The sequence below is a fragment of the Methanoculleus thermophilus genome (genome assembly GCF_001571405.1).
GTDB classification, from domain to species: Archaea; Halobacteriota; Methanomicrobia; order Methanomicrobiales; family Methanoculleaceae; genus Methanoculleus; species Methanoculleus thermophilus.
Genome location: NZ_BCNX01000007.1, coordinates 59,763 through 72,710, shown reverse-complemented (window position 1 = coordinate 72,710; position 12,948 = coordinate 59,763). Strand labels below are relative to the sequence as shown.

At 60.1% G+C, this 12,948-nt stretch carries 10 protein-coding genes; 7 read left to right on the top strand and 3 right to left on the bottom strand.

Translation table 11 applies throughout. The annotated features are described in order from the left end of the window. The first annotated feature begins 200 nt into the window (after positions 1–200). Positions 201–2,753 carry a PKD domain-containing protein gene (locus tag MCUTH_RS12070; protein ID WP_330219240.1) on the top strand — a complete coding sequence of 851 codons (2,553 nt, stop codon included), beginning with the start codon at positions 201–203 and terminating at the stop codon, positions 2,751–2,753. Between the two features lie 25 nt (positions 2,754–2,778). Here the strand turns inward: MCUTH_RS12070 and MCUTH_RS06140 are convergent, their stop codons facing one another. Then, positions 2,779–4,017 (bottom strand): hypothetical protein, encoded by a 1,239-nt coding sequence (locus MCUTH_RS06140; RefSeq protein WP_236707437.1) that lies wholly within the window; start codon positions 4,015–4,017, stop codon positions 2,779–2,781. Positions 4,018–4,108: 91 nt separating this feature from the next. Here MCUTH_RS06140 and endA point away from each other — a divergent pair, with 91 nt between their 5' ends. The 4 genes from endA to pheT are packed head-to-tail and all read left to right on the top strand — an operon-like array spanning position 4,109 to position 9,476. Next, positions 4,109–5,119, top strand: a complete 1,011-nt coding sequence (gene endA / locus MCUTH_RS06135; protein WP_066957160.1) for a tRNA-intron lyase — start codon at positions 4,109–4,111, stop codon at positions 5,117–5,119. Between the two features lie 10 nt (positions 5,120–5,129). Further along, positions 5,130–6,386 (top strand): tryptophan--tRNA ligase, encoded by a 1,257-nt coding sequence (locus tag MCUTH_RS06130; protein WP_066957157.1) that lies wholly within the window; start codon positions 5,130–5,132, stop codon positions 6,384–6,386. A 2-nt stretch (positions 6,387–6,388) separates the two neighbouring features. After that, positions 6,389–7,834 carry a phenylalanine--tRNA ligase subunit alpha gene (pheS, locus tag MCUTH_RS06125; RefSeq protein WP_066957154.1) on the top strand — a complete coding sequence of 482 codons (1,446 nt, stop codon included), beginning with the start codon at positions 6,389–6,391 and terminating at the stop codon, positions 7,832–7,834. 1 nt (position 7,835) lies between these two features. Next, positions 7,836–9,476 carry a phenylalanine--tRNA ligase subunit beta gene (pheT, locus tag MCUTH_RS06120; RefSeq protein WP_066957151.1) on the top strand — a complete coding sequence of 547 codons (1,641 nt, stop codon included), beginning with the start codon at positions 7,836–7,838 and terminating at the stop codon, positions 9,474–9,476. Here the strand turns inward: pheT and hisF are convergent. After that, the gene (gene hisF, locus MCUTH_RS06115) at positions 9,433–10,239 is read right to left on the bottom strand and encodes an imidazole glycerol phosphate synthase subunit HisF (RefSeq protein WP_066957148.1); all 807 of its coding nucleotides are present in this window, start codon (positions 10,237–10,239) and stop codon (positions 9,433–9,435) included. The genes pheT and hisF overlap by 44 nt on opposite strands. Before the next feature lie 421 nt (positions 10,240–10,660). Between hisF and MCUTH_RS06110 the strand changes: the two genes are divergently transcribed. Further along, positions 10,661–11,887 (top strand): adenosylhomocysteinase, encoded by a 1,227-nt coding sequence (locus tag MCUTH_RS06110; protein ID WP_066957145.1) that lies wholly within the window; start codon positions 10,661–10,663, stop codon positions 11,885–11,887. 57 nt (positions 11,888–11,944) lie between these two features. Here the strand turns inward: MCUTH_RS06110 and MCUTH_RS11365 are convergent, their stop codons facing one another. Then, positions 11,945–12,280 carry a hypothetical protein gene (locus MCUTH_RS11365; protein ID WP_083524818.1) on the bottom strand — a complete coding sequence of 112 codons (336 nt, stop codon included), beginning with the start codon at positions 12,278–12,280 and terminating at the stop codon, positions 11,945–11,947. Between the two features lie 210 nt (positions 12,281–12,490). On the opposite strand from MCUTH_RS11365, the gene MCUTH_RS06105 reads away from it, so the two are divergent. Continuing rightward, on the top strand, positions 12,491–12,772 hold the full coding sequence (locus MCUTH_RS06105) for a hypothetical protein (protein WP_066957142.1): 282 nt from the start codon (positions 12,491–12,493) through the stop codon (positions 12,770–12,772). Positions 12,773–12,948 lie beyond the last annotated feature (176 nt).

Below are 12,948 nucleotides of genomic sequence, written 5' to 3'. Positions count from 1 at the left end.
GTCTCCTGGATTTCATAGGATTCCATTTGTGCGCCCGGGAGAGTATTCTGCTCTCCCGGTGTGCGCACAGGTACCATCGTATGGGACGAAGGGGGGCGTTCTCATCATGGTGGTAATACATGACTGGATGTAATATTCTGATTCTCGTATGTACCGTCGTTGCCCTTGGATTACTGGCATCGCCTTCCATGGCCGGGGAGATGGCTCCAGGGAATGTAGTCCCGGTCTCTATCGAGGCGGGACCACAGGAGTACCCCGACATTGACGGAGATATGATCGTCTGGGTCGACGGCAGAAAGTCGATCTACTATTCGAGCGGTCCCGGCGTCAGGGCGTGGAGCGTTGCGGGCGAGGGGGGATCCCCGTCCGTGTCAGGGGATTACATTGTCTGGGAGGAGATCCTGAACATGAGCCTGGATATCTGTCTCTTTGATCTATCGGGTGGCGTGACGAGGGTGCTCACCGACGACCCGACCGACCAGTGGATGCCCGTCATTTATGGGGAACGTGTGGCCTGGTACGATGCACGGAGCGGGAGCACGGATATCTGCCTCTACGATATCGGGACAGGCAACGAGACCTTCATCTCCTGCTCGCCGGTGACCGAGTGGAGGCCCGCGCTCTCGGAGAGGTATCTCGTCTGGGAAGAGGGCTCCGGAAACGGAGACATCTGGCTCTACGATATCCTGACCGGGGAGCGGCGTCAGATCACCGAAAACAGTGCACGCCAGACCTACCCGTCGATATCGGGGAGCCGGATCGTCTGGGAGGACTACCGGAACGGAGCTCCGGATATCTATCTCTTCGACCTCGAGGACCCTGCCGCCGGGGAGCAGAGGATCACCGATGACCCGGCCGAACAGGTCTCCCCGGCGATCGATGGCGACCTCATCGCCTGGGAGGACAAGCGGGACGGGACCTGGAACATTTACATCTGCGACCTTGCTCTCGGGACGGATAAGCAGATGCCGGTCGCTCCTTCCTCGACCGAACAGCTTTACCCGGCCGTCAGCAATGATCGGATCGTCTGGCAGAACGGCCGCGGCGAGAGGTCGGATATCTACGCCTTCACCTACTTCCGCGGAGCAATCCCGGTGGCGGAGTTCTCGGCAAACCCGACCGAAGGGAACGCGGTGCTCTTCGTCAGGTTCACCGATCGCTCGACCGGCGGCCCGGAGACCTGGTTCTGGGATTTGGGTGACGGATATACCTCTACGGAGCGAAATCCATGGCACTTATACGAGTTCCCGGGCAACTACACGGTCTCGCTCACGGTGAGCAACGAGTTTGGGTCCGACACCGTCACAAAGAGCGAACTCATTCATGTGGGTCCCCTGGAAATACGTGAGATCCAGTTCCAGGCTAGACCACTGGCGGGGCCTGTGCCCCTCAAAGTCCTGTTTTTAGGCGATGAACCGAACTACGCGAGATCCTGGTATTGGGACTTCGGGGACGGCGGTACGTCGTCTCACCGGGACCCGATGCACACCTACCGCCGTCCCGGGGTTTACAATGTAACTCTGACCTGCACGTACGGGGGGATCAATCTGACGCACACGGAGTACGGGTTCATAACCGTCTATGAGCGCCTTGAGCCCTCCTTCCTGGCCGACCCCGTGAACGGAACCGCACCCCTCTCCGTCAGGTTCACGGACACCTCGACCGGCGGACCGGAGTCCTGGCTCTGGGATTTCGGGGACGGCGTGACCTCGTCGGAGCAGAACCCGGAGCACACATACCTAAACCCCGGGACCTATACCGTCAGCCTGATGGTGGGGAGTGCTTTCCAGAACGAGACTGCGGTAAAGCACGGGTATATCCAGGTAGTTCCTGCGCCGACCCCCACCGTATCTCCAACACTGCCCATAACTCCTACTCCATCTCCAACAGTGCCGGTAACGCCCACTGAATCTCCAACAGTTCCCGTAACCCCGACACCAACGGTGAACGTCACCCCCACAGTCACCCCAACGGCGAGCGCAACCCCGACACCGACGGTGAATGTAACCCCGACTCCAACGCAGACGTCGCCAGGCAGCGGGTCGTCAGGCGGCGGTGGCGGAGGTAGAGGCGGAGGGGGAGGCGGTGGTGGCGGCAGCCTTGCCTGGACAGACCCTGGCTGGCGTACGCCGGCCTCGACTGCGGGACCGACGCCGAGACCAACCGCTACTTCCCCCTCAGGGGCCGACCCCGCGGTCTCAGCTCTCCAGTTCGTCTCGCCCGACGGTCTGGTCTCTCTCACGATTGCAGGAGGGATCAGCGCAGTCAAGACCTCCGGTGCGCCGGTTACGACGGTGACCCTCGAGTCTCTCGACGTCGATAGCGTGCCTCCCATCTCAGGGGAGGGTAGATACGTGTTTACCGGGTTTGCCTGCCTCATTGGGCCTGATGGGGCTGCTCTCTCACAACCGGCGACCCTCGTATTCAACTTCTCACAGGATCAGTGGGAGGCACTCTACGATGACGATAGGAAGAGACTCGTTGTGCAGCGCTACAACCGGTCAGCAGATGCATGGGAGGAGGCTATCACTACCGTCCATCCCGGGAGTTGGAGCATCTCAGCTGAGATCTCCAGTTCCGGTCTGTATGCGCTCTGTGCCGAGGTTTCTGAGGAGGGCATAGCAGAGATGGCCATGGACGGACTCGATCCGCAATTCTGGACCGGGGAATATACAAACCTCATCTTCGCCCTGCTCGCCCTCATCATCCTCTGTGGGGGAACGTACCTGTACTTCCGAAAAGATGGCCTTTAGGCGAAAAAAGCGGTGTGACGGGGAGTTACCCTCTCCACTTCCTTCCTGCAAGCACGAGGAGAGCAGCCCCGGCACCGATCGCACCGAATCCCGGTGCTGCCTGTGTAGGAGTCCCGGTAGGGGCTGCCGTCACCCCTTCGAGGTTGATCAGCCAGGCGGTGCTGGAGCCATCTGATGGGTATCGAATGCCAGCAAGGGTGTAGGTACCGTTGGGTGCGCCGCTTGCTGCATTGATTCCAGCATCAGGGAACGTTCTGTTCCACAGAATCGTCCCGTCCTCATCGGTCCCGAAGATGAACCCCTCACTGGTCCTCGCGTTCGTGCCTGCAACCACGTAGCCTCCGGGCTGCAGAGCGGCGGCATGCCCGCTTAAGCCCTCTATATTCTTGAGCCAGACCTCGGTGCCATCCTCTTCAACGAGTCCGTACCAGTAATTGCTTGTGTAGAAGAACCTCCCGTCATCGGTCTCCGTGATATCGTAGACGACCGGGGCCTGGTAGTTCCTCTCCCAGAGCGTCTGCCCCTCGGCATCCAGGCGGAGGAGGAAGGCATCCCCGAGATCGTTGTTGAAGGGCGATGTTGTCCCTCCGATGATGTACCCGCCATCGGCAGTAACGATCCCTGCGTATGCAGCTTTTCCGGGTATGGTCCGGTTCCAGGTGGGTTGGCCGTTGCCGTCGGTCTTTATGATGGTCGCCGTCGTGTCGCTCTCCGATCCGAGTGGGTTCCAGAGCCAGCCGATGACAGCGTAGCCTCCGTCGGCGGTCGGCTGGACTGCTGAGACCTTCATGTCCGGGAAGACCTGCCGCCACTCTTCCGTCCCGGCGGCGTCGGTTCGGATCAGGAACGAGCTGCCCTGGTAGACGAACCGCTGGTCCACCACGGTTCTGCTGGTGTTATAAGCGCCGATGATATAGCCTCCATCGGCGGTTTCTGCGACCGAGGCCGGTGCCATATCAGGGAATCTCTTCGACCACACCTCGTTTCCCTGACCATCGGTCTTTATGAGCACCGTGTACTCACTACCGCCGTAGAGATCTGTAACAGCGAAGCCGAGAGCGATATAACCGCCGTCTGTGATCGGTGCAACAGCATCGAATTTGCTGTAACTCTCCGGTGAAAATGACGCATTCCAGGCAATGGTTGGGGTTGTCGTGGCTGCAGAGGCCATCCCCATCGAGAGCAGCACTGCGATGAGCAGTACTGCCATGACCGTTTTCGGTTGCCAGATCTCTCGAACTCTTCCTGTCATGGAATCGATCACTGATGCGGTGCAACGTGCAAAAAACATACTGGTTTCTTACCGGTGCGCCGACAATCCCTTAATGAACGTGAACTCCCTATAGTTTTAGTGCGTGTTGGCAACATTCGACGGAACCTGGGTGCGCCTGAAGAGCGAAGGGCGCGTACTCTATGAGCAGGGCGGCTATGGAAGGCTGGAAGGGACCGGTCTTCGGCTATCCCCGGAAGAAGCGCTCTACCTCATGGGGCGCGGTAAGATCACCGTGATGGACTTTGACTTTGATACCCTGCTTGGTCTCTTCGCCGGTCAGCCTAACTTTATCCGCAGGTATCTCGTCTACCATGACATCCGCGAGCGTGGATACGTGATCCAGCCCGGTCCGCACGACTTCCGGGTCTTCCGCCGCGGTCACAAACCCGGAGCCGGAAAGTCCCGATATTTGATTCGGGTCCTCTCTGAGCGTGACCTCATCGACTTCGACCAGCTGAGCCAGGACGTCCTCGCTGCGGTCAATATGCGCAAACAGTACCTCCTCGCAGTCGTGGACGATGAGGACGAATTGACGTACTACGAGGTGCGGGTGCAGGACCTCCCCGGTGTCGGGGAGCCGGCCGGATGCACGACTCCGGTGATGGCCTCACTCTTTGGAACCTATGCGCTGGCCCATCTGCCGCCGGGAACCTCGATCGAGGATGATTGGTACGGGAAAAGGCTTGATCCCGAGCGTCTCCTTCTCCGCCCTGTCGAATCGATCTACCTCATGCGCCGGCAATGCCTCACTCTTGCGCACAACAACGAAGAGATGACTGCAGAGCAGCTCCTTGACCTTGTGGCGGAGGCGGACGTCGAGATCAGGGAGAAAGAGCGGGTCTTTTCGGATTTACGGGAGAAGGGCTACATTCCCAGGACCGGCTACAAGTTCGGGCATCACTTCCGTGTCTACTCCGGGAAGAAGAGCCATTCCGAGATGCTTGTCCACGCCGTTCCGTCCGGGACATCCTTGCCGATGAGCGCCGTATCCCGCTCGGTCAGGCTTGCTCACAGCGTCAAAAAGAAAATGTTGTTTGCCTGCGTATACAATACCGATATCAGATACATAGAATTTGCCCGAATTAAACTGTGAGCGTCAATCCATGCCGTCAGAGATGAATCCGTGGTCGAGCAGTCAGACCATCGATGTAGATCGACTCTTTGCCGAGTTTGGCATCGAACCGATCGGAGAGGTCACGCAGAGACTTCCCGAGGTACCGTCGTTTATGCGCAGAGGTATCGTCGTCGGGCACCGGGACTACCACCTGATAGCCGACGCCATCCGGAACCGTACCCCGTTTCACGTGCTGACCGGGTTCATGCCGTCAGGCCTCCCACACCTCGGGCACCTGATGGTCATGAAGGAGGTGGTCTGGCACGTCCAGCAGGGCGGGAACGGCTATGTTGCCATCGCCGACCGGGAGGCGCACGCGGTCCGCGGCATCTCGTGGGAGAAGTGCCGCGAGTACGGAAAGGAGTACCTCAAGGCTCTCTATGCCCTTGGATTTAAGGGCACGACCTACTACCAGAGCAAGAACGAGCGCTTAAAAGACCTTGCATTCGAGGCGTCCACAAAGGTGAACTTCTCCGAGATGGCGGCGATCTACGGGTTCGGACCCGAGACCTCGCTCTCCCATGCCATGAGCGTCGTCACCCAGGTCGCCGATATCCTCTATCCACAACTCGATGCTGGCCCTGCGCCCACCATCGTCCCGGTCGGCCTCGACCAGGACCCGCATATCCGGCTCACCCGGGATGTGGCCTATAAGCTCAGGATGTTCACGGTCGAGGACCGGGGCGATCACATCAGTGTCCGGTCGAAGAACGCGCCAGATGAGGCTCTTGAGGCCGTTCATCGGGCTTTCCCCGGCTCGAAAAAATACGGTGGCCATGTCGATCTTGTGGGTCTTCCGATGAGCCAGGTGGAGGATGCCGTCCGTAAGATCGAGATCGCTCACGGAGGGTTTGGGTTCTACCTCCCCTCGTCGACTTACCACATCTTCATGCCCGGGCTCCAGGGCGGAAAGATGTCAAGCAGCGTGCCCGAGAGTTTGATTGGTTATTATGAGTCAGACAAGTCGCTCAAGAAGAAGGTCATGGCGGCACTGACCGGCGGACGGATGACGCTTGAGGAGCAGAAGCGTCTTGGGGGGGAGCCCGACGCATGTTCGGTCTACCTCTTAAACCTCTTCCACATGCTCGAGGACGATATTGAACTCGCCGATCTCCGTCGCCGGTGTGAGAGCGGCGAACTCACCTGCGGGCAGTGCAAAAAGGAGACACTGGAGCGTGTGCAGGCGTTCCTTGCGGAACTGCGGGACAAGATGGATTCCGTCGAGCATCTTGCAGAGGAAGTGTGACTGTGGAACTGACGTTAAACGAGAAGAAACTCCTGGTTGCGCTGGGTCCGGCAGGGTCGGCCGACGCGGCCACCCTTGCGGAGAGGATGGAGACCCGCCGGGAGGCGGTGGTGCAGTATGCGAACCTCGCGAGTGAGCGGGGGCTTGTGGACGTGGAGAAGCATGTCTCCCGTCAATATGTCCTGACCGAAGAAGGGCGGGCCTATGCCGGACGAGGCCTCCCCGAGCGGCAGGTGCTTGAGAGTTTTGAAGAGACCATCCCGATGCGGGACCTCCAGGCCCACCCGCTTGCGAAGATCGCTATCGGCTGGATGCGTAAAAAAGGATGGGTCACCATCCGGGACGGGGTCGTGCAGAAGACCGGCAACGCCGCCCTGGGACCTGACGAAACCGCATTCGCCAGGGTGAGCGAGACCGGTGCGGTCGAGGACGGTGAAGGGGTCGCCGACCTCGCAAGACGCGGGCTCGTCGAAGAGGTTGAGACCGTCGCCTACACCGTCTCGATCACGCCCCGTGGCCGTGAACTCCTTGCGGGAGGGCTTGATCTGCGCGAAGAGGTGGGCACGCTCACCCGTGAGCAGATCCTCTCCGGCGAATGGAAGAACCTACCGCTCCGGCGCTATGACGTCACGAAGCTTCCAAAACGCGCCTACCCGGGCAAGACGCACCCATACCAGCGTCTCCTCGATGAGATGCGCCGCGTCCTCTTCGATATGGGCTTTGAGGAGATGGCGGGTGGGATTGTGCAGAGCTCCTTCTGGAACTTCGATGCCCTCTTCCAGCCGCAGGACCACCCCGCACGGGAGATGCAGGATACCTTCTTCCTTGGGGAGCGCTGGCCGCTCCCGGCGGGATACGAGCGTGTCCGCGATATGCACGAACACGGCGGCGAGACCTCTTCCACCGGTTGGGGCGGCACCTGGAGTGCCGAGAAAGCAAAGCAGTGTGTGCTCCGGACCCACACGACGAGCCTCTCGATCCAGCACCTGGCAGCACACCCGAATCCCCCGGTCAGGGCGTTCTGCATAGGCCGGGTCTACCGGCGGGAGGCGATCGACCCCACTCATCTAGCGGAGTTCGAGCAGCTCGAGGGGATCGTCATGGACGAAGGTGTCAACTTCCGTCACCTCCTCGGGTTCTTGAAGGAGTTCTACGCCAAGATGGGCTTTGAGAAGGTCCGGTTCCGCCCCGGCTACTTCCCCTACACCGAGCCCTCCGTGGAGCCGGAGGTCTACGTCGACGGGCTTGGCTGGGTTGAACTCGGTGGTGCGGGCATCTTCCGGGAGGAGGTGACCGCGCCCTTCGGGATCGAGCACCCGGTGCTCGCGTGGGGTCTCGGGATCAGCCGTGTGGCGATGCTAAAACTTGGGCTGCGCGATCTGAGGCAGCTCTACCGGAGCGACGTCGAGTGGATCCGGGAGACGCCAACCTACGGCGGGAGGCGGTAATATGGCAATAATCACACTACCCTACCGGTACCTGGAGCGGCTGGCCGGTACCGACCGAGAGACGCTTATCGACCGCATCCCTATGATCGGGGCCGATATTGAACGAATAGAAGAAGACCATGTGGACGTTGAGTTCTTCCCGAACCGGCCGGACCTCTACTCTCCCGAAGGTGTCGCGCGGGCGATGCGCGGCTTCCTAGGAATCGAGGAGGGGCTTCCGGTCTACACCACCCGCCCCTCCGGCATCACCTTCTCGGTCGATCCGGGTCTTGCCGATATCCGACCGTATCTGGACTCGGCCGTGATCCGGAACGTCAGTCTTGACGAGGAGGCTATCGAGAGCCTGATGGGTCTCCAGGAGGCGCTTCACTGGGCGGTGGGACGCGGGCGGAGCAAGGTGGCGATTGGTGTTCACGATCTGGATAAGGTCACGCCGCCTTTCCACTACATCGCCTCGCCCCGGAGCCGGTCCTTCGTCCCGCTCGACTTCGAACAGGAGATGACGATGGAGGAGATCCTCTCCGACCACCCGAAGGGCCGGGACTACGCCCACCTGGTGGAGAAGTTCGATAAGTTCCCGCTGATCGTCGATGCTAACGATCGGGTGCTCTCCTTCCCGCCGATCATCAACGGCGAGCTGACGAGGGTCACGACGGCGACGAAGAATATCCTGCTCGACTGCACCGGCACCGACAGAAAGGCGGTGATGACGGCGGTTAATATCATCTGCACGGCGCTTGCCGAGGCCGGGGCGACGATCGAGACCGTCACCGTCGCGGGAGAGGAGATGCCCACTCTTGCGCCGACAGAGCGGGTGGTCTCGGTCGCGGAGTGCTCCCGCCTCCTCGGCATCCCCCTCACGCCGGATGAGATGGCGCGGCTCCTCCGCCGGATGCGCTTTGAGGCCGAACCCGACGGCGACTCGCATGTTCGGGTGCTCATCCCCTGCTACCGCGCAGACATCCTCCACGATTGGGACATCTTCGAGGACGTGGCGATCGCCTATGGTATCGAGAACTTCGATGCTGCCCTCCCGGCGACCACCACGGTCGCAAAGGAGCACCCGATCACTGCGATCGAGAGGGCGGTTCGGTCGGTGATGATTGGTCTAGGATATCTTGAGGTGATCCCGTTCACCCTCTCAAACGAGCGGGTGCTGTATTCAATGATGCAGCGCGAGCCCGCTCCCGGAACCCTGCGGGTTCTTCACCCGATCAGTGAGGAGCAGACGGTGGTCAGAACCGACCTCCTTCCCCTGCTGATGGAGACGCTCCAGGCGAACAAGCACCGCGAGCTCCCGCAGAGGCTCTTTGCGGTGGGGGACGTGGTCGAGGACTGCGTCACCTTCCAGAAGGCCGCGGGGGTCAGCATCCACCCGGGCGCAGACTTCTCTGAAGCGTATGCAGCGGTGGACGTCCTCTGCCGCGAACTCTCGCTTCCCTACACGGTCGTGGAATCGACCGATCCCGCGTTTATCGATGGCCGCCGCGGGGATATCGTCGTCGATGGAAAAATAGTCGGGGTCTTTGGGGAGATTCACCCGGCGGTTCTCGCCGCCTTCGATCTTGAGCATTCGGTCGCGGCGTTCGCACTTGATCTTAAAGCCGTACCGGGATACCCCGCTCCGCCAGGTACTCCTTGACCTGGCGGACGGTGAGTTCCCCGTAGTGGAAGACGCTTGCCGCAAGGCATGCGTCAGCCTTTCCCTCCGTGAATCCTGTGTAGAAGTGCTCAAGCGTCCCCACGCCGCCGCTTGCGATTACAGGGATCCCGACCTCCTCCGAGATCGCTCTCGTGATCGGGATATCGAACCCCTCTTTTGTCCCGTCGGTCTCCATACTGGTGAGCAGGATCTCGCCGGCCCCTCGCTCCTCGGCCTCCGCTGCCCATACAACGGCATCGATCCCCGTGGCCCGGCTCCCGCCATGGGTCACGACCTCATACCAGCACTCCCGGCCGTCGGCGAGGGCAACGGGGGTCTTTCCCGGCTCCATTCTGTAGTTTCGCCGGACGTCCACTGCGACGACGATGCACTGGGTGCCGAACCGCTCCGCCCCACGCGTGATCAGGTCCGGGTCGGCGACGGCGCTTGAGTTGATGCTCACCTTGTCCGCACCCGCACGGAGGATCTGCTTCATGTCGTCGATTGTCCGGATGCCGCCGCCGACGGTGAGCGGGAGGAAGAGTTCATCGGCCGCTCGCTGCACGACGTCGATGATTGTGCTCCGGTCTTCCCTGGTGGCGGTGATATCAAGGAAGACCACCTCGTCCGCACCCTGCTCATTGTAGCGCTGGGCGAGTTCCACAGGATCGCCCGCGTCGCGCAGGCCGACGAAGTGCGTGCCCTTGACTACCCGCCCGTCTTTGAGGTCCAGGCAGGGGATGATCCGCTTGGTCAAAACCATGCGTAGTGGTTTTGAAGCGGGAGGTGATGAGGGTTTGGTTCGAGAGTTCTTCTCTTTTTGTGAGGGGCAGGCATGCACCTGCGGCCGACCGCAGGGTGAGGTGTCATCTGATGGTTGCGGTTGCACGTCTCAATTTTTCGGTCACCAGCCCGGCAGACGGCTCTTCGGGAGAGATCGCCGTTTTTTGATGCGCTGCCCCCACAGTCCACTGTATTCGGGATGACTTCCAGATCTATAGTTTCAGACCTCAGATTGTTTCGGCATCCCCGTTGCGCGTGAGCATGGGTTTGGGTTCGACAACCCTGTTTTGGGCTGTGAGCCTCCATGACCTTCCGCTTACCTCAGGTTTAAGTACTCACAGAAGATACCCTTACAGGCAAACCAAAGAATATCCGGGCGCAAAGACCGGTCTGGTGGTTTTATGGAGTCAGGAGACCTGAAAATTGCATGGGCGCGGCAGTATATGCCGGTACTCGCGTCCATTCGGAAGCGCTTCGTCGAGGAGAGACCTTTCTCCGGTATGACCATCGGCATGGCCCTGCATGTCGAGGCAAAGACTGCGGTGCTGGTCGAGACTCTTGCAGCGGGTGGAGCTGAGGTGCATATCACAGGGTGCAACCCCCTCTCGACCCAGGATGATGTCTCGATGGCGCTCAATACCCGGGAAGGGATTCACTCCTATGCTCGCCGGGGTGCAAGCGTCGAGGAGTACTATGCGGCCATCGACCGGGTGCTCGATGCCAGCCCTGCGATCACCATCGACGACGGCATGGACCTCATTTACCGCATCCATACCGAGCGCCAGGAAGTGCTTGATACGGTCATCGGCGGGTGCGAGGAGACCACGACTGGCATCCACAGGCTCCGTGCGATGGAGCGGGACGGGGCGCTCAAGTTCCCTGTCATTGCTGTCAATGATACCCCGATGAAGCACTTCTTTGACAACGTACACGGCACCGGGGAGAGTTCGCTCGCCTCGATCATGATCACGACAAACGTCCTCGTCGCTGGCAAGCGGTTTGTTGTCGCGGGCTACGGTTACTGCGGTCGGGGACTCGCGCAGAAAGCACGGAGCCTCGGCGCCCGGGTCATCGTGACCGAGGTCGACCCGAGAAGGGCGCTCCAGGCGCACATGGATGGGTTTGACGTCATGACGATGGACCAGGCGGCGCCGTTAGGTGATATCTTCGTCACCACCACCGGCAATACGAGTATCATCACCGAGCGGCATTTCCCGAACTTAAATGACGGGGCGATCCTTGCGAACGCCGGACACTTCAACGTCGAGATCGACGTCGACTGGCTTGAATCGCACTCGGACTCCATCGTCCGTCGGGACGGTATCGACACATACATCCTCGGCGGCAAGACCATCCACGTTCTTGCCGAAGGCAGGCTCGTGAACCTTGCAACACCGAAGGGGATGGGCCACCCCATCGAGGTGATGGACCTGAGTTTCGCCGTCCAGGCTCTCTCTGCCGAGTTCGTTGCAAAGCATGGGCGTAAACTTGCTCCGGGTGTCCATGACGTCCCGTCCGCCATCGACGAAGAGGTGGCACGGCTGAAACTTGCCGCGCTCGGCCTCTCGATCGACCGGCTGACGCCCGAGCAGGAGAAGTACATGGCCAGCTGGGCTATCGGGACATAAAACACCACTCTTTTTCCCTTGAATATCAGGTACTGGAGAGAAGGGATCGGCTCCCCATCAGTTCTGCTGGCGGTCATCTGTGCTTTCCTGCATCTTGAGCATAAACCCATGGCCGCATCTCCGGCACCGATACTGTGTATATATGCCGCGCCCGGGGACATCGACATACCCAAGATATTCGCCGGAGGATCTGCACGTTGGGCATGCCGGCCCAAGATCGTCGAACCAGCAGCCGCACCCAAGACACTGGTGGATAGCATGCATCTGCGGTTTGATGGAGACGAAGTCCTTTATGCGGCTCCGACACCCGCAGATGGGGCAGGAAACAGGCCCGCCTCCTCCGGCGGTGCGCGACTGCCATATTGTCTTTCGGGTCGCGTCTAAATCGCGCACTTGCCAATCCCCCTCCAGGTGATGCAGCACCATCTCTTTTCCGCCCCCGTTGCACTTTTCAGCCGGTGCGGGCCGACCATTCTGTTCTGTCTCATGGATCATTATGGGGGTCGCGATCGTTTAATGATACCTATGGGTATCCTATGGTATCTCCCGAGAAGAATAAAAACACTATAATATAATTGCTCTGCCGGATACCTGAATAGGAAGATGGAATCCCCCGATAATATCTCAAGCAAGCAGGTGGGTGTTCGGCTCCCGGGTCACCTGTACCGGTGGCTGAAGGAGAAGGTTGATCGCGGTGAGTACTCGAATATGGCTCAGTCCGTTATCGGGGAATTGACGAAGGCTAAGACGCTCGAAGAGACTCGGTGCCGGGGGACCACATCGTACGATCTCTACGAGGACGAACCCCTCGTTCGGATGGTGAACGAGCGCATCGAAGATGTCCGGCGTGAACTTCTGGACGAGATGAAGCGGCGGCGCACCTGATCGAACGAGACTGCCACGGGTCGGGTAAAAGCGCCTTTGCCAGCATATCTTTCCGGATACGGCCTACCGGCTGCAAGGCGCCCCTGCGCTGGGGATGTCCAGGATGGAGATTCTTCTTATTTTGGGCCGCATCGGCGTTTTCGTCTCTCTTTAAACCATTTTTCATCGACTCCGGC